The sequence below is a fragment of the Agrobacterium sp. 22117 genome (genome assembly GCF_052045735.1).
GTDB lineage: Bacteria > Pseudomonadota > Alphaproteobacteria > Rhizobiales > Rhizobiaceae > Agrobacterium > Agrobacterium cavarae.
This window is the reverse complement of sequence record NZ_JBQEPP010000003.1, coordinates 42088-61301: the sequence shown is the minus strand read 5'-3', so window position 1 is coordinate 61301 and position 19214 is coordinate 42088. Positions and strand designations below refer to the sequence as shown.

The 19214-nt window shown below is 59.1% G+C and carries 19 protein-coding genes; 16 read left to right on the top strand and 3 right to left on the bottom strand.

The window, feature by feature from the left end; genetic code table 11:
• Window positions 1–45: 45 nt before the first annotated feature.
• The gene (locus tag ACTJKV_RS08735) at window positions 46–903 is read right to left on the bottom strand and encodes an AraC family transcriptional regulator (RefSeq protein WP_274103765.1); all 858 of its coding nucleotides are present in this window, start codon (window positions 901–903) and stop codon (window positions 46–48) included.
• Window positions 904–982: 79 nt separating this feature from the next.
• Between ACTJKV_RS08735 and alr the strand changes: the two genes are divergently transcribed.
• The 5 genes from alr to ACTJKV_RS08710 all read left to right on the top strand — a co-directional run bounded on the left by alr (window position 983) and on the right by ACTJKV_RS08710 (window position 6854).
• The gene (alr, locus tag ACTJKV_RS08730) at window positions 983–2158 is read left to right on the top strand and encodes an alanine racemase (RefSeq protein ID WP_274103766.1); all 1176 of its coding nucleotides are present in this window, start codon (window positions 983–985) and stop codon (window positions 2156–2158) included.
• A gap of 111 nt (window positions 2159–2269) precedes the next feature.
• Window positions 2270–3673 carry a DNA repair protein RadA gene (radA, locus tag ACTJKV_RS08725; RefSeq protein ID WP_274103767.1) on the top strand — a complete coding sequence of 468 codons (1404 nt, stop codon included), beginning with the start codon at window positions 2270–2272 and terminating at the stop codon, window positions 3671–3673.
• Between the two features lie 93 nt (window positions 3674–3766).
• Complete coding sequence (locus ACTJKV_RS08720; RefSeq protein WP_062437952.1) at window positions 3767–4354, top strand: CvpA family protein; 588 nt, start codon at window positions 3767–3769, stop codon at window positions 4352–4354.
• A 138-nt stretch (window positions 4355–4492) separates the two neighbouring features.
• Window positions 4493–5986 (top strand): amidophosphoribosyltransferase, encoded by a 1494-nt coding sequence (purF, locus tag ACTJKV_RS08715; RefSeq protein WP_062425637.1) that lies wholly within the window; start codon window positions 4493–4495, stop codon window positions 5984–5986.
• Window positions 5987–6113: 127 nt separating this feature from the next.
• Window positions 6114–6854 carry an SDR family NAD(P)-dependent oxidoreductase gene (locus ACTJKV_RS08710; RefSeq protein WP_274103768.1) on the top strand — a complete coding sequence of 247 codons (741 nt, stop codon included), beginning with the start codon at window positions 6114–6116 and terminating at the stop codon, window positions 6852–6854.
• Here the strand turns inward: ACTJKV_RS08710 and ACTJKV_RS08705 are convergent.
• Complete coding sequence (locus ACTJKV_RS08705; protein WP_274103769.1) at window positions 6832–7065, bottom strand: hypothetical protein; 234 nt, start codon at window positions 7063–7065, stop codon at window positions 6832–6834. The two genes, ACTJKV_RS08710 and ACTJKV_RS08705, sit on opposite strands and share 23 nt — an antisense overlap.
• Here ACTJKV_RS08705 and cysS point away from each other — a divergent pair.
• The 6 genes from cysS (at window position 7064) to rarD (ending at window position 12177) form a co-directional block, all read left to right on the top strand.
• On the top strand, window positions 7064–8449 hold the full coding sequence (gene cysS, locus ACTJKV_RS08700) for a cysteine--tRNA ligase (RefSeq protein ID WP_274103770.1): 1386 nt from the start codon (window positions 7064–7066) through the stop codon (window positions 8447–8449). The two genes, ACTJKV_RS08705 and cysS, sit on opposite strands and share 2 nt — an antisense overlap.
• Window positions 8450–8737: 288 nt before the next feature.
• Window positions 8738–9106, top strand: a complete 369-nt coding sequence (locus tag ACTJKV_RS08695) for an endonuclease domain-containing protein (protein ID WP_274103771.1) — start codon at window positions 8738–8740, stop codon at window positions 9104–9106.
• A complete protein-coding gene (locus tag ACTJKV_RS08690) occupies window positions 9103–9576 on the top strand; it encodes a GFA family protein (protein WP_274103772.1) in 474 nt (157 codons plus the stop codon). Before ACTJKV_RS08695 ends, ACTJKV_RS08690 begins: the two co-directional genes overlap by 4 nt.
• Window positions 9576–10046 (top strand): GFA family protein, encoded by a 471-nt coding sequence (locus tag ACTJKV_RS08685; protein ID WP_062437963.1) that lies wholly within the window; start codon window positions 9576–9578, stop codon window positions 10044–10046. Before ACTJKV_RS08690 ends, ACTJKV_RS08685 begins: the two co-directional genes overlap by 1 nt.
• Before the next feature lie 18 nt (window positions 10047–10064).
• On the top strand, window positions 10065–11021 hold the full coding sequence (gene pip, locus ACTJKV_RS08680) for a prolyl aminopeptidase (RefSeq protein WP_274103773.1): 957 nt from the start codon (window positions 10065–10067) through the stop codon (window positions 11019–11021).
• A gap of 241 nt (window positions 11022–11262) precedes the next feature.
• The gene (rarD, locus tag ACTJKV_RS08675; RefSeq protein WP_112952340.1) at window positions 11263–12177 is read left to right on the top strand and encodes an EamA family transporter RarD; all 915 of its coding nucleotides are present in this window, start codon (window positions 11263–11265) and stop codon (window positions 12175–12177) included.
• A gap of 16 nt (window positions 12178–12193) precedes the next feature.
• Here the strand turns inward: rarD and ACTJKV_RS08670 are convergent, their stop codons facing one another.
• Window positions 12194–12814 (bottom strand): TIGR00730 family Rossman fold protein, encoded by a 621-nt coding sequence (locus ACTJKV_RS08670; protein WP_112519243.1) that lies wholly within the window; start codon window positions 12812–12814, stop codon window positions 12194–12196.
• A gap of 155 nt (window positions 12815–12969) precedes the next feature.
• Between ACTJKV_RS08670 and ACTJKV_RS08665 the strand changes: the two genes are divergently transcribed.
• The 5 genes from ACTJKV_RS08665 (at window position 12970) to ACTJKV_RS08645 (ending at window position 19193) form a co-directional block, all read left to right on the top strand.
• The gene (locus ACTJKV_RS08665) at window positions 12970–15021 is read left to right on the top strand and encodes a LysM peptidoglycan-binding domain-containing protein (protein WP_274103774.1); all 2052 of its coding nucleotides are present in this window, start codon (window positions 12970–12972) and stop codon (window positions 15019–15021) included.
• 116 nt (window positions 15022–15137) lie between these two features.
• A complete protein-coding gene (locus ACTJKV_RS08660) occupies window positions 15138–17024 on the top strand; it encodes an ABCB family ABC transporter ATP-binding protein/permease (protein ID WP_274103775.1) in 1887 nt (628 codons plus the stop codon).
• Between the two features lie 247 nt (window positions 17025–17271).
• Complete coding sequence (locus ACTJKV_RS08655; RefSeq protein ID WP_062437972.1) at window positions 17272–17970, top strand: phosphatidylserine decarboxylase; 699 nt, start codon at window positions 17272–17274, stop codon at window positions 17968–17970.
• Between the two features lie 23 nt (window positions 17971–17993).
• Entirely contained in the window at window positions 17994–18854 is an 861-nt protein-coding gene (gene pssA / locus ACTJKV_RS08650) for a CDP-diacylglycerol--serine O-phosphatidyltransferase (protein WP_116494047.1), read from the top strand.
• Window positions 18855–19058: 204 nt separating this feature from the next.
• Entirely contained in the window at window positions 19059–19193 is a 135-nt protein-coding gene (locus tag ACTJKV_RS08645; protein WP_272865808.1) for a hypothetical protein, read from the top strand.
• Window positions 19194–19214 lie beyond the last annotated feature (21 nt).

Here is a 19214-nt window from a genome sequence, read left to right as displayed (position 1 = left end):
TAGGAGACAGCTGGTCCGCCGTATTGAACGAAAATGATCTGCCGGTCATGCGGCGCGGAATTGACCCGGCGTTACGCCGGTGCGGGCCTTGAAGTGGCGCGTAAAATGCGCCTGATCGGCAAACCCGCATTCGAGCGCAACCGAAGCCGGGCTTTCTCCCTGACGCAACAGATGCCTTGCTCGGCGGATGCGGATATCAGTGAGATAGGCATGCGGCGTGATGTGGAATTCGCGGCGGAAGGCGCGGATCAAATGCGCACGGCTGAGCCCCGCCATACCCGCCAATTCTTCGAGCCCGACATCCGTGTCGAAGTTGTCGTTGAGATATTCACGCGCCTGATAGACCGCAGTTTTCTCGCGTGTCTGGACGGGCAGAATGATGGTGCTGCCATGGCGGGAAAACAGTTCTGCCAGAACCGAGAACATGCCCTCATCTGCCTCCAGTGCGCCTGCCCCGTTTTCCAACCTGCGATGGGCAATCTGGAAGGCCTGCGCCATCTTGGGATCATGCGGCAGGAAGCTTGGGAAGGATGGCGTGCCGTGAAAGGCGCGGCCCGTCATGTCTTCGATGACCTCAGACAAAAGCGCGATATCTGGATAGATCATGCGGTATCGATAACCGTCACCGCCGGGGGCACCGTCATGTATCTGGCCGGGATCGATCAGGTAGAGATGACCGGGGCCGGTGCGCTCCGTCGTGCCCTTGATGGTTGAAATCTGCGAGCCGTTTTCGATGGCGCCGATGGAAAATGTATCATGCGCATGCGGCGAAAACTCATGCGTCAGGAACGTCGCGGTCATGCACTCCATGCCTTTGAAACGCTTGTCCCGCCAGAACCTGGTGGTTTCTGCGCGTGAAAGCGGCATGTGGTCGGTGGCCTGTTCCTGCGAAACATTGTGCATAGCTCGGGTTTAACCCAATCCGTCATGACCGTCTTGAACAAAAGTGATAGACCACGGCGATATTCAAAAGGTGCAGACCATGACAGACGACCTCGATGACAGCTTCTCCGAGATGGATGCGGATGCATTCGAAACCGCGCCACTTCGGCTGACCATAGATCTTGCCGCACTTGCAGATAACTTTCGCGACATGCAGCGCCGTTCCGGCAAGGCACGCGCCGCCGCCGTGGTGAAGGCGGATGCCTATGGCATGGGGATTGAGGATTGTGGCGCAACGCTCTATCACGCCGGTGCCCGGGATTTCTTCGTCGCCAGTGTGTCGGAGGGCGTGACGCTTCGTCCTCATGCGCCGGAAGCGCGCATCTTCGTTCTTTCCGGCATCTGGCCGGGCCAGGAACGCGACGTCTTCGCCCATGATCTCGTGCCAGTCATTGCCTCTGAAGAGCAGCTCTCCTTCTGGACGGGCGCTCTGGCCGAGCGCGGCGACCATCCGTTTGCGCTGCATGTCGATACGGGCTTCAACCGGCTTGGGCTTCCGCTCGAAGACGCGCTTTATCTCGCCGATGACCCGACACGTCCGGCAAGCTTCGATCCCGTGTTGGTCATGTCCCACCTTGCCAGCGCCGATACCCCCTCTTCGCCAATGAACAAGGCGCAGCTTGAATCATTTCGCAGAGTTAGCGCTGCTTTCGAAGGTATCGAATCAAGCCTTTCAGCCTCTGCCGGAATCTTCCTCGGCCCGGACTACCACTTCGATCTGACGCGTCCAGGCATCTCGCTTTACGGCGGCGAAGCGGTCAATGACATGAAGAACCCCATGCGCCCCGTCGCCAAGGCGGAGGCGCGGATCATTCAGATTCGCGAGGCCGGTGAAGGGCAGACGGTGAGTTATGGCGGCACCTATCAGTTGCAGCGTGCGAGCCGTCTGGCGATCGCGGCTGTGGGTTATGCCGATGGCTATTCGCGATCGCTCTCCGGCTCCGGCATTCCGCTGCGCGAGATGGGCCGTGGCGGCGCGGAAGGGTTCATCAATGGCTATCGCGTTCCGGTCGCCGGCCGCATCACCATGGATCTCACCATTTTCGACGTCACTGACGTGCCGGAACGTGCCATTCGCGCAGGCGACTATATCGAGCTCTTCGGGCCGAATGTTCCAGTCGATGAAGTGGCGCGGGCCGCGGGCACCATCGGTTATGAGATGCTGACAAGCCTCGGGCTTCGGTATGAGCGGCAATATCTGATCGGCGACGAGTAACGATTTCCACCTCTTGGAAAGCTCGAGCGATCCGTGCTAGATGAGAACAAAACGGGATCGAAATTCTTCGCGACCCCGCTCGTTACTCTCTAAAGAAAAAGACTGACATTCATGGCCAAAGCCAAGACACAATTCGTCTGCCAGAACTGCGGCACGGTGCACACCCGTTGGGCCGGAAAATGCGAGGGCTGCGGCGAGTGGAACACCATCGTCGAAGAAGACCCGATGGGCGGAATTGGCGGCGGCCCGGGCAAGACGCCGAAGAAGGGCCGTCCCGTCACCCTCACCTCGCTTTCCGGTGAAATCGAAGAGGCACCGCGCATTCCGACCGGTATGAGCGAACTGGATCGTGCGACCGGCGGGGGCTTCGTGCGCGGATCGGCGGTGTTGATCGGTGGCGATCCGGGCATCGGAAAATCCACCCTTCTGATGCAGGCTGCGGCGGCACTCTCCCGCCAAGGTCATCGTGTCGTTTACGTATCGGGCGAAGAGGCTGTGGCACAGGTGCGCTTGCGAGCGCAGCGTCTTGGTGCGGCGGACACCGACGTGTTGCTGGCGGCTGAAACCAACGTCGAAGATATTCTGGCGACGATCTCCGAGGGCAAACGGCCCGATCTCGTCATCATCGATTCCATTCAGACGCTGTGGAGCGACACCACCGATTCAGCGCCTGGAACTGTCACGCAGGTGCGCACCGGCGTTCAGGCGATGATCCGCTTTGCCAAGCAGACGGGTGCCACCATGGTGCTTGTCGGCCATGTAACCAAGGAAGGCCAGATCGCCGGTCCGCGTGTGGTGGAACACATGGTGGATGCCGTGCTCTATTTCGAAGGCGATCGTGGGCATCATTACCGCATCCTTCGTACCGTCAAAAACCGTTTCGGGCCGACCGATGAAATCGGTGTCTTCGAAATGTCGGACAGGGGTCTGCGCGAGGTCTCCAATCCATCGGAGCTTTTCCTTGGAGAGCGCAACGAAAAATCCCCAGGTGCGGCTGTTTTCGCCGGTATGGAAGGCACGCGGCCAGTGCTGGTGGAGGTTCAGGCCCTGGTGGCGGCCACCTCGCTTGGCACACCGCGTCGTGCTGTGGTGGGGTGGGACTCCTCACGCCTTGCCATGATTCTTGCCGTGCTCGAGGCCCATTGCGGCGTGAAGCTTGGCCAGCACGATGTCTATCTCAACATCGCCGGTGGCTACCGGATTTCGGAGCCCGCAGCAGACATGGCGATTGCTTCTGCACTGGTTTCCTCGCTTGCCGGTCTTGCCCTGCCTGCCGATTGCGTCTATTTCGGCGAAATCAGCCTGTCGGGCGCAGTGCGGCCGGTTTCCCAAACGGCGCAGCGGTTGAAGGAAGCCGAGAAACTTGGATTTTCCGCCGCATTTCTGCCTTCCGCATCAGCAGAACTCCCGAAGGGCTCAAAGGGGCGCTGGACGGAAATTGAAAGCCTCCCCGATCTCGTGGCGCGCATTGCCGGCTCGGGCAACCGCTTCAGACAGGCTGAGGAAGACGAATAATGATCCTTTCGCTGGTTACCCGGCTAGTGTAAGAGGATCGCAAATTGGCACAGCGGCGCCCTGTTTGGGTGCTGCGACCTCCGGAGTTGGTAAATGCCCATTACGATTTTCGACGGTATCGTTCTTGCCGTTGTGCTTTTCTCCGCCGTTCTCGCCATGGTGCGCGGGTTCTCGCGTGAAATTCTGTCCATCGCAAGTTGGGTTGGCTCCGTTGCAGCTGCTTATTATCTCTACCCGCTGCTGCTTCCCTATGCGCGCAACTATACCGATGACGACAAGATCGCGATTGCCGGTTCGGCCGGTCTGGTCTTTCTCGTTGCGCTGATCATCATTTCCTTCATTACCTCGCGCGTTGCCGACTTCATCATCGACAGCCGCATTGGTGCGCTGGATCGCACGCTCGGTTTTCTCTTCGGTGCAGCGCGCGGCCTGCTTCTGCTCGTCGTCGCGGTCGCCTTCTGGAACTGGCTGGTCGATGTCAGAACGCAGCCCGAATGGGTGACGCAGGCCAAGTCCAAGCCGTTCCTGGATGGTTTGGTCGGAAAGCTTGAGGCGGTTCTGCCGGATGATATCGAGCCGCAAATCCGCGCTCGCATTCTCGGCAAAAAGACAGAAACGACACCTGAGCAGGCGCCCGCGGAAGACGCACCGGCGACCACGGCACCGGTACCAGCGAATTGATGCGATAGCGCGCCTTGCAATAGATGCAAGGCGCGCTATTTGTGCTAGATACTTCGACATAGGCAGCAGACAGGCCAAACCGGCAAAGCAATTCGTCGGGGCGGTTTTTGTTTTTGGCAGTAAGCAAAGGCAAGCCAGATGAATGAGCCGCTTTCGCATTCCACCTTCAATGACATTATCGATGGCGATACGCTGCATGAGGAATGCGGTGTGTTCGGCATCCTCGGTCACGCGGATGCGGCGGCCCTGACGGCGCTCGGCCTGCATGCTCTCCAGCATCGCGGTCAGGAAGCGGCCGGTATCGTTTCCTTCGATGGCAAGCGCTTCCATCAGGAGCGGCACATGGGTCTGGTGGGCGATCACTACACCAACCCAATGACACTTGCCCGCCTGCCCGGCTCGATCTCTATTGGTCACACCCGCTACTCCACCACGGGTGAAGTGGCGATGCGCAACGTGCAGCCGCTGTTTGCCGAATTGGAAGAAGGCGGTATCGCCATTGCCCATAACGGCAACTTCACCAACGGCCTGACACTGCGCCGCCAGATCATCGCAACCGGTGCAATCTGCCAATCCACCTCCGATACCGAAGTTGTGCTGCATCTGATCGCACGCTCACGCCATTCCTCCACCGCCGACCGCTTCATCGACGCGATCCGCCAGATGGAGGGCGGATATTCGATGCTTGCGATGACCCGCACCAAGCTGATTGCTGCGCGCGACCCCACGGGCATTCGCCCACTCGTCATGGGGGACCTCGACGGCAAGCCGATCTTCTGTTCGGAGACCTGTGCGCTCGACATTATCGGCGCGAAATTCGTGCGCGACGTGGAGAACGGCGAAGTCATCATCTGCGAAATCCAGCCGGATGGATCGATCAGCATCGATGCGCGCAAGCCAAACAAGCCGCAGCCCGAACGGCTCTGCCTGTTCGAATATGTCTATTTCGCGCGTCCCGACTCGGTCGTCGGCGGTCGTAACGTCTACACGACGCGCAAGAACATGGGCATGAACCTCGCCAAGGAAGCGCCGCTTGAGGCCGACGTCGTCGTGCCGGTACCGGATGGCGGCACGCCTGCAGCGCTTGGTTTTGCGCAGGAAAGCGGCATCCCGTTTGAATACGGCATCATCCGCAACCACTATGTCGGTCGCACCTTCATCGAGCCGACACAGCAGATTCGCGCTTTCGGCGTGAAGCTGAAGCATTCGGCCAACCGGGCAATGATCGAGGGCAAGCGTGTCGTTCTGGTGGATGATTCGATCGTTCGCGGCACGACATCGGTCAAGATCGTACAGATGATCCGCGAAGCGGGCGCCAAGGAAGTCCACATCCGCGTCGCGAGCCCGATGATTTTTCATCCCGATTTCTACGGTATCGACACGCCGGATGCCGACAAGCTTCTCGCCAACCAGTGTGCTGACGTGGATGCGATGGCGAAATATATTGGCGCGGACTCGCTCGCCTTCCTGTCTATCAACGGACTTTATCGTGCTGTTGGCGGCGAAGACCGCAACCCTGCCCGTCCGCAGTTCACCGACCATTACTTCACCGGTGAATATCCGACCCGACTGCTGGACAAGAACGGCGAGTCGATGGGCAGCAAGATTTCCATGCTCGCCAGCAACGGCTGATCGCCTCAAGCCCGCATCGAAACTGCGGGCTTTTGTTTGCGGCCACCTGCGACCTTGAAGCCGCTTGCCGGACATGTCCTCCCTCAGTAAGAGAGAGCGGACGACCGAACGACATTCAGGGGGGACCATGACCATCGACCTTAAAGGCCGGATCGCACTCGTGACCGGCGCTTCACGCGGAATCGGCTATTTTACCGCGGTCGAACTGGCGAAAGCCGGCGCCCATGTCATTGCCTGCGCGCGCACCGTCGGTGGCCTCGAAGATCTGGACGATGCCATCAAGGCGGTCGGTGGGACGGCAACGCTCGTTCCCTTCGATCTCGCCGACATGAAGGCGATCGATGCTCTCGGCGCCTCTATCCACGAACGTTGGGGCAAGCTGGATATTCTGGTTGCCAATGCCGGGATGCTTGGCGTCATTTCACCTGTCGGCCATATCGAGGCCAAGGTGTTTGAAAAGGTGATGAACATCAACGTCACCGCGACATGGCGTCTGATCCGTTCGGTGGAGCCGCTTCTGTTGAAATCCGATGCTGGGCGTGCGCTGATCCTGTCGTCCGGCGCTGCCCATTCCTGTCGTCCTTTCTGGGGCGTTTACTCCACCTCAAAGGCTGCCGTCGAAGCGCTGGCACGCACATGGGCTGCCGAGACCGAGCAGACGCATCTGCGCATCAACAGCATCAATCCGGGCGCGACGCGCACGGCGATGCGGGCTCAGGCGATGCCCGGCGAAGATCCCGACATCCTCCCCCATCCTTCGGAAGTCGCACAGGCTATCGTCCGGCTTGCCTCGCCGGAGCTTACCGAGACCGGCAAGATCTATGTGGTTCGCGACCGGAAATTCGTCAGCTACCGCGCACCGGAATGACTTGCGAACCGGCATGAATCTCAAAGCGATGCTCTTGACCGACAACGGGCATCGTTTCATAAAGCAAGCCATGAAAATAACGATCTGCCGCTGCTGCTGAGTTGAATTTTGCTGGCTTAACCCCCGGCCAGATCGTTTTCGTCTCCTGAAAGGTCAAAGCAGACAAACGCTCCGGTGGGGTCAATCTCCGATACCCGAAGGAAATACGCATGTCCTTGCGCTTGAAGCTCTACAACACGCTGACCCGCGAAAAAGCCGAATTCCAGCCGATCGATGCGAAGAATGTGCGCATGTATGTCTGCGGCCCGACAGTCTATGACTACGCCCATATTGGTAACGCGCGCCCTGTCATCGTTTTCGACGCGCTTTATCGCCTGTTGCGCCATGTCTATGGCGAGAACGGCGTTACCTATGCGCGCAACATCACCGATGTGGACGACAAGATCAATGCGCGGGCGCTTCGCGATTACCCGGACCTGCCGCTGAACGACGCGATCCACGCGGTGACGGAAAAGACCGCCAACCAGTTTCATCAGGATGTCGCAGCGCTTGGCTGCCTTGAGCCGACGGTGGAGCCGCGCGCAACCGATAACATTGCCCAGATGATCGACATCATCGAGAAGCTGATTGCGCGTGGCCATGCCTATGTCGCAGCGGGCGAAGTGCTGTTCGACACCAAATCCATGAGTGACTACGGCCAGCTTTCCAAGCGCCCTTTGGACGAACAACAGGCCGGCGCACGCATCGCGGTAGATGCGCACAAGAAAAACCCCGGCGACTTCGTGCTGTGGAAGCTTTCAAGCCATAACGAACCCGGCTGGGAAAGCCCGTGGGGTCGCGGTCGCCCTGGCTGGCATATCGAGTGCTCCGCCATGTCGGGACGCTATCTTGGCGAAGTCTTCGACATTCACGGCGGCGGCCTCGACCTGATCTTCCCCCACCATGAAAACGAAATCGCCCAGTCACGCTGCGCTCACGGAACGCATGTGATGGCCAACGTCTGGATGCATAACGGCTTCGTACAGGTCGAAGGCCGCAAGATGTCGAAGTCCGACGGCAATTTCGTTACCATTTATGATCTCCTGCACACAGAAGCCTTTGGCGGGCGCAAATGGCCAGGCGAGGTTCTGCGGCTGGCAATGCTGATGACGCATTACCGCGAGCCGATCGACTTCTCGGTAAAGCGTCTGGAGGAAGCCGAGCGGCTGCTGGCGAAGTGGCCTGCTGCGGAAGCGGGCGACGCCGATATCGACCAGAGCGTGCTCGACGCGCTTGCCGACGATCTCAATACCGTCGCCGCCGTCCAGGCACTGCATGCTCTGGCCCAGGCCGCCAACGCCGATCCGGAAAAACTTCCCTTATTTGCGGCGAGTGCCGCACTTCTTGGCGTGCTGCCGAAGAAGACGGAACTGGATGAGGCAATTTCTGCTGCTGTGGATTCTTTGGTGGCTATGCGGTTGGAGATGCTGAAGGCGAAGAATTTTGCCGAGGCGGATCGGATCAGGGACGAGTTGTCGGCCAAGGGCATTCAGTTGAAGGACGGCAAGGACAAGGCGACGGGGGAACGGGTGACGACTTGGGAGTTGAAGCGGTAGGGTCTGTGTCGAGAATCCCATTTTAAATGCTTGGCCTAACCCCCCTCTGTCCTGCCGGACATCTCCCCCTCAAGGGGGGAGATCGACTCGTGGCGCTGTTGCGCCCATCACTGACATCAAACTTGAATTAAGACGTCGCGCCTAGCTGATCTCCCCCCTTGAGGGGGAGATGTCCGGCAGGACAGAGGGGGGTGCCTCGCTTCGCGCTACGAGAAATTTCCAGCTCTCTGTTGATCTTTCTCGACCACTGCACCACCCTCTCGTTACTCTCAGCGCAACGAGCCACCCATGCCGCACCACGACGTCAAGCCACAGCACCGCACACATGCCCGGCGCATGCGAAAGGCGCTGACGGATGCGGAGTTAAAACTCTGGAACTGCCTGCGCGCTCACAGGCTGGACGGCCTCGGCTTCAGAAGACAACTACCCATCCTCGGCTACATCGTCGATTTCGCATGCCCTGAGCACAAACTCATCATCGAGATCGACGGCTCGCAGCACGCCGATGACGCGGTAATTCATTATGACCAGCAGAGAACCGAAACTCTCCAGCAAAACGGCTGGACCATCATCCGCTTCTGGAACGATGACGTCCTCCACCAGATAGACGATGTCTGCCTCAACATCCTGCGATCGATACCAAAGGAGCCATCATGACCACTCACACCGGCGGATGCCAATGCGGCGCGATACGGTTTCGAGCAGAAGGCATTTTGAAGGATAGTTCGATCTGCCATTGTCGCATGTGCCAGAAGGCGTTTGGAGCGTATTATGCGCCACTCGTGTCCGTGCGAGGCGCAAAGTTTGAATGGACGCGCGGTGAGCCGAAGCGGTTCCAATCCTCCAACCATGTGAGGCGGGGTTTTTGTGCTGACTGCGGGACGCCGCTGACCTATGAGGCGCCGGATGGTATGGCGATTGCGGCGGGTGCCTTCGATGATCCAGCGGCGCTACCGCCCGTCATCCAATGGGGCGTCGAGAACAAGATCGGCTTTGTCGATCATCTTCACACTCTTCCGGAAGAAGAAACCGAGGCGGATTTGACGTCTGCAAGTTTCATCGCCGGCCTTGTATCCTATCAGCATCCGGATCACGACACGGTGGAGTGGCCAGAGGAGAAGGGTTGATGAGCGAGGCAGGATATTCAGGTGGGTGCCAGTGCGGGGCAGTTCGCTTTCATGCGGGCAAGCTTGGCCGGCCGTCGATTTGCCATTGCCGCATGTGCCAGAAGCATTTCGGCAATTTCTTCGGCGCGCTCGTCACGGCTGATCAGGCGCACCTCACATGGACCCGCGGCCAGCCCAGCCTTTTTCGCTCCTCCACCAAGATCCATCGCGGCTTCTGCAACAAGTGCGGCACACCGCTGACCTATCATTATCCGGGGGGCGTCGAGATCGCCATTGGCGCCTTCGATCATCCCGATCAGATCGAGCCACAGGTGCAGGTCAATGCGCATATGCAGATGCCATGGATCAAGGCGCTGTTCGACAAGCCGGAGATCAAGCAGAGCGTCGACGAAAGCACGATCATATCCTATCAGCATCCAGACCACGACACCGCGGTCTGGCCGCCCGAAGACGAAGCAAACAAGGCATAGCATCAAGGACTGAATTCCATGACTGAAATACTGCGTGGCCTCTATCCGGAGATCGAACCCTATGAGACCGGCTTTCTCGATGTCGGCGATGGCCACACGATTTACTGGGAGCGCGTCGGCACCAAAGGCGGCAAGCCTGCGGTCTTCCTGCATGGTGGCCCAGGCGGTGGCGTCAACCCGACGCAGCGCCGCGTCTTCGATCCCGCTCTCTATGACGTGGTGTTGTTCGACCAGCGCGGCTGCGGACGCTCGACGCCGCATGCGAGCCTCGAAGCCAATACAACCTGGCACCTGGTCGCGGACATCGATAAGCTGCGCCAGAAATTCGGCTATGACAAATGGCAGGTCTTCGGTGGCTCCTGGGGTTCGACGCTTGCACTCGCCTATGCCGAGACCCATCCCGAGCATGTCAGCGAGTTGATCGTGCGCGGCATCTATCTGCTGACCAAGCGGGAACTGGACTGGTACTACCAGTTTGGCGTTTCGGAAATGTATCCCGAGCGCTGGGAAACCTTTATCGCGCCTATCCCCGAGGCGGATCGCGGGCAGATGATGGCGAGCTATTATCGCTATCTCACTGGTACGGACGAAAAGAAGAAGCTGGAATGTGCCAAGGCGTGGAGCCAATGGGAAGGTGCGACGATCGCGCTGGTGACCGATCCGGCACGCGTGGATCAATTCGGCGAAGATCACTACGCCATCGCCTTTGCCCGCATCGAAACCCACTTCTTCGTCAATGCCGGCTGGCTCGACGACGGACAGTTGCTGCGCGATGCCTACAAGCTGAAAGACATTCCGGGCGTCATAGTGCACGGTCGCTATGATATGCCCTGCCCGGCAAAGACGGCGTGGGACTTGTCCAAGGCGTGGCCGAAGGCCGACCTCCACATCATCGAAGCCGCAGGTCACGCGATGACCGAGCCCGGTATTCTCGATCAACTCATCCGGGCAACAGATCGCTTCGCTGGAAAGTGAGACCAGCCCTGCCGTCGCTTGATGTTCAGCCTTGAGCGTCACGCGACGGCGATAAAATTGAGCAAAATTCGGAGGTGTTTCAGCTTCTTACGGCGATCACCTCGCAGACTGATTCATCTCGCATAGGCTTACTGTTTGAGCATTTGCAGCTTTTCTAACCAAAGCTTCACGGAAATGAATTGGTACATCACGCCAAAGGGGAATACTGCGAAGAGACCCCGATCATATTGGCAGTATTCCCATGGCAATGAACCCCACCATTCAGGCTCCCCAGGCGGGCGATAGCGTCCGTGGCTTCGTCTACGCACTGACGGCCTATCTTCTGTGGGGTTTCCTGCCCTTCTACATGAAGGCCGTGGCGCATATCTCGCCGCTCGAGGTCATCGTTCACCGCGTCGTCTGGTCGGTGCCGATTGCAGCCATCGTGCTGATCGTTCTCGGTCGAACCGCCGAAATCCGTCAGGCGCTGACCACGCCTCGCATGCTCGCCATGGCCTGCCTCACCGCATCGCTGATCAGCGTCAACTGGGGCATCTACATCTGGGCTATTGGCTCGGGTCATGCGCTGGATGCAGCGCTCGGCTACTTCATCAATCCGCTCTTCAGCATTCTTCTCGGCGCCTTGATCCTGAAGGAGAAGCTCAGTCGCATGCAGATCGCAGCCATTTCGCTGGTTGCGATTGCCGTGGCGCTTTTGACATGGAACGCCGGTGGCCTGCCGTGGGTGGCGCTCGCGCTGACCGTATCCTGGGGCTTTTACGCCTTCTTCCGCAAGACGCTGCCGATCGGGCCGACACAGGGCTTCCTCTTGGAGGTACTGCTGCTGACTCCCCCCGCTCTTGCCTTCATCGTCTATCTGGCCTTCACCGGGGAAGGACATTTTTTCACGGGCACAGCCCAGGATAGCTGGCTTCTGGCGGCAAGCGGACTCATCACCGCCGTTCCTCTGATCTTCTATGGCAATGGCGCCAAGCTCTTGAAGCTCTCCACCATCGGCATCATGCAGTATATCGCACCATCGATGATCTTCGTCATCGCGGTTTTCGTCTTCAAGGAACCCTTCGACATGGTGCGCATGATCGCCTTTACGATGATCTGGGCGGCACTGGCGGTCTATACCCTACCGAGCCTGATGAAAGGCAGAGCTGCCGGATGACCGGCAGCTTTAAGCTTTAAAGCTTCGCAATCACCGAAGGGTCGCCTTCCGGATTTTGCTGTGACACGGCACGCTCGATGATGGCTGGTACGATATCGTCGATCCGGTCGATCACTAGCGGGTTTAGCAAATGAGCGCGGTGGATGAAGCCCTGGTCGCGCATATGGCGGATCAGCTCCAGCATAGGGTCCCAGAAACCGTTGATATTGGCAAAAACCATGGGCTTGGCGTGACGACCAAGCTGCGCCCAGGTCATGATCTCGACGATCTCTTCCACGGTGCCGATACCGCCGGGCAAAGTGACGAAGGCATCCGCGCGCTCGAACATCATGTGCTTGCGCTCATGCATGTCCTTGGTGATCACAAGTTCGTTCAATTGGCCAAGAGAATGGCGTGTCGCTTCCATATCCACGAGAAACTCGGGTATGATGCCCGTTACTTCGCCGCCGCTTGATAGAACGCCGCTCGCGACCGCACCCATGATGCCCTTGGTGCCGCCACCATAGACGAGGCGAATGCCGTTTTCGGCAAGGGATTTCCCAAGGTTGCGGCCTGCTTCCATATAGGCGGGATCGCGCCCCGGCTGAGAGCCGCAATAGACGCAGATGGATCGAATCGAATGGTTTTCATGTGTCATAGCCGGCACCGAACTACGCAGGGTCGATTCCGTCAAGAAATTTTGGGGGAAGACACGACAAACGCGGCGCTTTGGCGGAGGTGACGCTTGTATGAAAAGCGCTAAAACGCTAGCAATCCACGATAATATTGCGAAGAATGATCTGGAGACACATAATGAAAAATAAAAGAGCTGGATTGTTGGCGCTTGTCGTGCTCGGCATTGCCACGCTGCTCATGGTCTTCTTCGTTCTTCCTCGCATGTCCGGTGATGACAAGCCGATCGGTGACGCCATCAACGAAGCCAGCAATGCCGTCAAGAACAGCGTTGAGATGGGCAGTGAAAAGGCGGGCGATCTTCTGTCGGATGCCGCCAAGGACACGACCAATATTGCCGAAAAGGTTGGCCGCCTGGCGGAATCCGCCAACAAGTCCATCAAGGACATGAGCAACCTCTTTGCCGACAGCAAGGTGCCATCCAATGAAGAGTTTGCTGCCGCCCGCAAGCAGGTCGAAGACTCGCTTCGCGAGTTGGAAAACATCGACATTCCGGAATCGCTTGATGAAACCACCTCGCGTCTGATCACGACTGCGCGTACGGCAGCCGAGCGGACCACGGCCTATCTTCGCAGCTTGCCGACAGATGCCGCAGCGGCCGCAGCTCAAGTCCGCCGTCTTGCTGGCGTGTTCGCCGGCACGGATGATGGCGCTCCTCGGACAGAGGTGCCTGCCGCCGCCCCTCAGCAGGCCCAGACGCCTGCACAGCCCGCAACACCATCGGCACCGGCAACCACGGGCGATGCGGCCCAGCTTCCGACATTCGACGTTTTGCGCGTCGAGCCGGATGGTTCGGCGGTGATTGCCGGCAAGGCGCAACCGGGTTCGCAGCTTGAAATCGTCAACAAGGGTGAGGTTATCGCCAAGACACCGGTTGAGGGCAGCGGCGATTTCGCAGCCGTTCTCGACAATCCACTCCCCCCCGGCGACCATGAACTGGTGCTGCGCGCAACCGGAAAGGACGGCAAAGTCTCCGAGTCCAGTGAAGTGGCGACCGTATCGGTCCCCGCCCAGAAGAACGGCGATCTGCTTGCCATGGTCACGACGCCTGGCAAGGCCAGCCGCGTTCTGACCATGCCGGAAGCCGCTCCGCCTGCCCTGCAAGCGCAGGTCACACCACCGGCCGCAGACGGCACACAAACGCCTGCGAACGCCGCGCAGAGCGGCAATGCAGCGCCGGCCAATGCCGCACCTGAAACTGCGTCCGTGCGCGTCACCGCCGTCGAGTTCGATGGCTCGAAAATTTATATCGCCGGCTCTGCGCCCGCGGGCACGACGATCCGCGCCCTGGTGGACGATACCCGTGTTGGCGAAAGCAAGGCAGAAGCCTCCGGCAGCTTTGTTGTTGAAGGCGACATCCAGCTTTCGGTCGGCAGCCACATCATCACGGCGGAAGCGCTCGATGCGTCCGGCAAGGTGACGGTGCGTGTGCGCGTACCGTTCTCCCGCCCGGAGACGGATCAGGCCACGGTTGCCATGCAGCCATCCGGCGCACCTGCCGCCCAGCAGAACGCGACGGCATCCGGCAAGGCTCCGGCCGCGGTCACCGATCAGGCTGCGTTCGAAGCGCTGCGCACGGAAGTGTCGAAGGCCTTTGGTATCCTGTCCGGTCTCTTTAAGGAAGGCAGGACACCGACGCTGGACGAGGTCGCGGCGGCAAAGTCTGCAACGGTTATCGCGCTCCGCTCGCTTTCGGAGTTTCGCACTGCGGCTTCTGCCGACCCGGCCTTTACCGCATTCGTTGCCGGCATCTCTCACAAGGCGCGTTCCCTACTCTCGCTCGTTGAAGCGCTGCCAAGCGATGTCGCGGCTGTCGGTAAGGCAATTTCAGGCCTCACAGCTCGTTTTGAGGAGCTAAATGCAGCAGCCCCTACAACATCTGCGCCGGCGAATGCTGGCACTCCGGCTACCGATGCGTCCGGCACAAAGACCTTCGAACAGGCGCCGCTTGCGCATAGCGACAGCGCGGTGATCATTCGTCGCGGCGATACGCTGTGGCAGATTTCGCGCCGCGTCTATGGTCAGGGCGTGCGTTACACCACCATCTACCTTGCCAATCAGCAGCAAATCCAGAACCCGGATCTGATCGAGCCAGGCCAGATTTTCGACGTGCCGGAAAACGCGCTGCCAAATGCTGAAGAGATCCACCGCAACCGGTTGAAGACGCGGTAGGAATAGGACCCAAGGCATTGCAAATGCCCTGTGAGGGTACTATCTAATTTAGACAACGGCGGCTCATCAGGGCCGCCGTCTTGCTGTCTGCATCCCGGCAGACGCCGGAGCAGAGCATGGCCGACAAGAAGAAGACGATTTCAGCGGATTCCAGCAATCCGATGCAGACCATTGTCAACCTGTGGCCCTATATGTGGCCGGAGGGCAGACCCGATCTGAAGATGCGGGTGGTCTGGGCAACCTTCTTCCTGCTCGTTGCCAAGCTGGTGCTGATCTCCGTTCCCTATTTCTTCAAATGGGCGACCGATGCACTGAATGGCAAGGTCGATATGGCAGGGCTGCTGCCCGTCTTCCTGCTGGGTGCGGTTGCGCTGGTCATCGCCTATAACATCACCCGCATCATCCAGATCGGCTTCAACCAGCTTCGGGATTCACTCTTTGCCAGCGTTGGTCAGCACGCGGTGCGCCAGCTTGCCTACAAGACATTCGTGCACATGCACCAGCTATCGCTGCGCTTTCATCTCGAGCGCAAGACGGGCGGCCTTTCGCGCATCATCGAGCGTGGCACGAAGGGCATCGAAACCATCGTCCGTTTCACCATCCTCAACACCGCCCCGACATTCATCGAATTCCTGCTGACGGCGGCGATTTTCTGGGTGTCCTACGGCTTCTGGTATGTCTTCGTCACCGTCGTGACCGTCTGGGCCTATATCTGGTTTACGGTCAAAGCCAGCAATTGGCGCATTTCCATCCGCCGGTCGATGAATGATAGCGATACCGACGCCAACACCAAGGCGATTGACTCGCTTCTCAACTTCGAAACGGTAAAATATTTCGGCAATGAGGGCATGGAAGCCCAGCGCTTCGATGCCTCCATGGCGCGCTATGAGAAATCCGCCGTCGCCATTTGGACGTCGCTCGGCTGGCTCAACTTCGGCCAGGGTGTGATCTTCGGCCTCGGTTCGCTCGTCATGATGGTGATGTCGGCGCTTGCGGTTCAGCGCGGCGAACAGACCATCGGCGACTTCGTCTTCATCAACGCGCTTCTTCTCCAGCTTTCCGTGCCGCTCAACTTCATTGGCTTCGTCTATCGCGAAATCCGCCAGGGGCTGACGGATATCGAGCAAATGTTCGATCTTCTGGAAGTCGAGGCTGAAGTGGTGGATGCACCGGATGCCAAGCCGCTCCAAATCGGTGCGGGCGCTGTCAGCTTTAAGGACGTGCAGTTTTCCTACGATCCCGAGCGTCCGATCCTCAAGGGCATCTCCTTCGATGTGCCGGCGGGTAAGACGATCGCGATCGTCGGACCGTCCGGAGCGGGCAAATCGACGATCTCTCGCCTGCTCTATCGCTTCTACGATATCCAAGGCGGTTCGATCACCGTTGATGGCCAGGACATTCGCGACGTGACGCAGAAGAGCCTTCGCGCGGTGGTCGGCATGGTCCCGCAGGACACGGTGCTGTTCAACGACACGCTGGCCTACAACATTCGCTACGGCCGGCCCGACGCACCCGACGCCGATGTCACGGCTGCCGCCAATGCGGCGCAGATCAGCGGCTTCATCAGCAAGTTGCCCGACGGCTTTCAGACCATGGTCGGCGAGCGCGGCCTGAAGCTTTCCGGCGGCGAGAAACAGCGTGTTGCGATTGCTCGCACCATTCTGAAGGCTCCGCCCATCCTCATCCTCGACGAGGCGACATCGGCGCTCGATACCCATACGGAACAGGAAATTCAAAGCGCGCTGGATGTGGTCTCGCAAAACCGTACCACGCTGGTGATCGCTCACCGCCTCTCCACCGTCATCGGTGCAGATGAGATCATCGTTCTGAAGGATGGAAACATCGCCGAGCGGGGCACCCACTCGTCCCTGATGCTGGCCGGTGGTCTCTACGCCTCGATGTGGAGCCGTCAGCGCGAAGCGATCCAGGCCGAGGAACGGCTGCGGGAAGTTCGCGAGAAGGACGATCTTGGCGTCGTGGATCGCGGCGAACCCGCGCATTGACCTCGGTATAAACCGGCCCAGCCGCTGCGCACCATTGCTCGTGACGCGGTTTGCCTGTAGTCACCTATGCGTGTTTTGTCGCCTTGAGACGTGAATATTGTCGAGAAACGACTATATGGTGCATGTCTTGCAGGAACGAGCCAAGTTTTCGCCCTCGGGCGTGCAGGCAAATCGAGGTCCCAGTGGGAGCGCCCTTCGTGGCGCATATCGCAAAGGCCGGTAAAGAAACTTCGGAGAAGAAAGACCAATGAACCTGTTCGATACCATTCGTAACACCCTCGTTCCGATCCACAAGGAAGGCTACATTTTTGTCGCCGCCTTCTTCGTGGCATCGCTGGTGCTCGGCTGGATCGCCGAACCTCTGTTCTGGATCGGCATGGTTCTGACCGCCTGGTGCGCCTACTTCTTCCGCGATCCTGAACGCGTCACGCCTCAGGATGATGAGCTGATCATCAGCCCGGCCGATGGCACGGTATCGGCGATCCAGACTGTGGTTCCGCCACTGGAACTGGAACTCGGCAAAGAGCCGATGGTGCGCGTTTCGGTGTTCATGAACGTGTTCAACTGCCACGTGAACCGCTCGCCGGTGCGTGGACGCATCGTCAATGTCGCCTATCGCCCGGGCCTCTTCCTCAATGCCGATCTCGACAAGGCATCCGAGGACAATGAGCGCAACGGTCTCGTGATTGAAACCGCGCATGGCCGCGTCGGCGTCGTGCAGATTGCCGGCATGGTCGCGCGTCGCATCGTCTGCTGGGTCAAGCCGAACGAACCGGTCGATGCCGGTGAGCGCTTCGGTCTCATTCGTTTCGGTTCTCGCCTTGATATTTTCCTGCCGGAAGGTTTCTCTCCGCGGGTGTCCGTCGGTCAGACGGCGATTGCCGGTGAAACCGTTCTCGCCGAATTCGGCTCTGCCAAGGGAGCCGTCATCAGCCGCCGCGGCTGATGACACATCAGGGAGAGCGTTCGATGGACGAGCCAGCGCCACAGCCAGGCATCAACGGTAAGCACGAGGTCAGTCAGGATAGTGGGCGAGGCCCGAGGCTTCGCGAAATTCCACTTCGTCTCGTCATCCCAAACCTTGTCACCGTGCTTGCGATCTGCGCTGGCCTCAGCGGCGTTCGCCTTGCCTTCGAGGGCCGCTTCGAGCTCGCAGTTGCCATGGTGCTGCTCGCCGCCTTCCTCGATGGCATCGACGGACGCCTGGCACGCATGATGAAGGCGACGTCCAAGTTCGGCGCGCAGATGGACTCGCTGGCCGATATCGTCAATTTCGGCGTTGCCCCTGCCCTCGTCGTCTACGCCTATCTCCTTGATCAGGCCCGCTCGCTTGGCTGGATTGCAGCCCTCATCTACGTCATCGCCGCCGGGCTGCGCCTGGCGCGCTTCAATGTGATGATCGAGCGCGAGGTCAAGGCGCCCTGGCAGAACGAGTTTTTTGTCGGCGTCCCCGCACCCATGGGTGCGATGCTGGTACTGCTTCCCGTCTATATCGGTTTCATCGGCGTCGAGCCGAGCAGGACATTCGCTCACATCGCTGCCGCCTACACGGTGCTGATCGGTTATCTGCTGATCAGCCGCCTGCCCGTCTGGTCGGGTAAATCGGAAAGCCGTATCCGCCGCGATCTCGTGCTTCCAGCCATTTTGATCGTGGTGCTCTATGTGGCGCTCTTGATGAGCTTCACCTGGGAAGTCCTGATCCTCACGGTTCTGGCTTATTTGACCTTCCTGCCCTTCAGTGCTCGTATCTGGCACAAGCGCTATGGAACGTTGACGATCGAAGAGCATGACCATGGTGACAGCGGCGACGGTCTCGACCGCGGCATCTGATTTTTGACGAAACGGGATCATTCCTGTCGTGACAACGGCTGGTTTAACGTGTGTCTATTTTCAGGCCATCCCGAACACGAAATGTCGCAGTCTGCAATTTTCAATTGAGTGAATCCGCCTCGAATTCGTCACGATTGACCCCGAGAGAGCTTGTCAGAAAGGCCGACGAATCACAGGCCTGACGAGCGATCTGCGGAGGGTGGAATGACTGAAACGAAGAAAATCGAGATGCCGGCAAAGCCGGATTTGAAGGCGCACTATCAGCCGCTCGGCCTAAAGGCTGTGGCAGCTGCCGCCATGATGGTGGCGCGCAAACCCAAGCAGGCAAAGACTGCCTGATCTCGTTCATGTTAAGCAGGC

Coding starts and splice junctions, on each gene's coding strand:
- purF (WP_062425637.1), top strand. CDS start 4,493: ATGAATGAGCCGCTTTCGCATTCCACCTTCAATGACATTATCGATGGC.
- ACTJKV_RS08645 (WP_272865808.1), top strand. CDS start 19,059: ATGACTGAAACGAAGAAAATCGAGATGCCGGCAAAGCCGGATTTGAAG.
- radA (WP_274103767.1), top strand. CDS start 2,270: ATGGCCAAAGCCAAGACACAATTCGTCTGCCAGAACTGCGGCACGGTG.
- ACTJKV_RS08710 (WP_274103768.1), top strand. CDS start 6,114: ATGACCATCGACCTTAAAGGCCGGATCGCACTCGTGACCGGCGCTTCA.
- ACTJKV_RS08735 (WP_274103765.1), bottom strand. CDS start 903: ATGCACAATGTTTCGCAGGAACAGGCCACCGACCACATGCCGCTTTCA.
- ACTJKV_RS08705 (WP_274103769.1), bottom strand. CDS start 7,065: ATGCGTATTTCCTTCGGGTATCGGAGATTGACCCCACCGGAGCGTTTG.
- ACTJKV_RS08655 (WP_062437972.1), top strand. CDS start 17,272: ATGAACCTGTTCGATACCATTCGTAACACCCTCGTTCCGATCCACAAG.
- ACTJKV_RS08665 (WP_274103774.1), top strand. CDS start 12,970: ATGAAAAATAAAAGAGCTGGATTGTTGGCGCTTGTCGTGCTCGGCATT.
- rarD (WP_112952340.1), top strand. CDS start 11,263: ATGGCAATGAACCCCACCATTCAGGCTCCCCAGGCGGGCGATAGCGTC.
- ACTJKV_RS08690 (WP_274103772.1), top strand. CDS start 9,103: ATGACCACTCACACCGGCGGATGCCAATGCGGCGCGATACGGTTTCGA.
- ACTJKV_RS08720 (WP_062437952.1), top strand. CDS start 3,767: ATGCCCATTACGATTTTCGACGGTATCGTTCTTGCCGTTGTGCTTTTC.
- alr (WP_274103766.1), top strand. CDS start 983: ATGACAGACGACCTCGATGACAGCTTCTCCGAGATGGATGCGGATGCA.
- ACTJKV_RS08695 (WP_274103771.1), top strand. CDS start 8,738: ATGCCGCACCACGACGTCAAGCCACAGCACCGCACACATGCCCGGCGC.
- cysS (WP_274103770.1), top strand. CDS start 7,064: ATGTCCTTGCGCTTGAAGCTCTACAACACGCTGACCCGCGAAAAAGCC.
- ACTJKV_RS08660 (WP_274103775.1), top strand. CDS start 15,138: ATGGCCGACAAGAAGAAGACGATTTCAGCGGATTCCAGCAATCCGATG.
- pssA (WP_116494047.1), top strand. CDS start 17,994: ATGGACGAGCCAGCGCCACAGCCAGGCATCAACGGTAAGCACGAGGTC.
- ACTJKV_RS08685 (WP_062437963.1), top strand. CDS start 9,576: ATGAGCGAGGCAGGATATTCAGGTGGGTGCCAGTGCGGGGCAGTTCGC.
- ACTJKV_RS08670 (WP_112519243.1), bottom strand. CDS start 12,814: ATGACACATGAAAACCATTCGATTCGATCCATCTGCGTCTATTGCGGC.
- pip (WP_274103773.1), top strand. CDS start 10,065: ATGACTGAAATACTGCGTGGCCTCTATCCGGAGATCGAACCCTATGAG.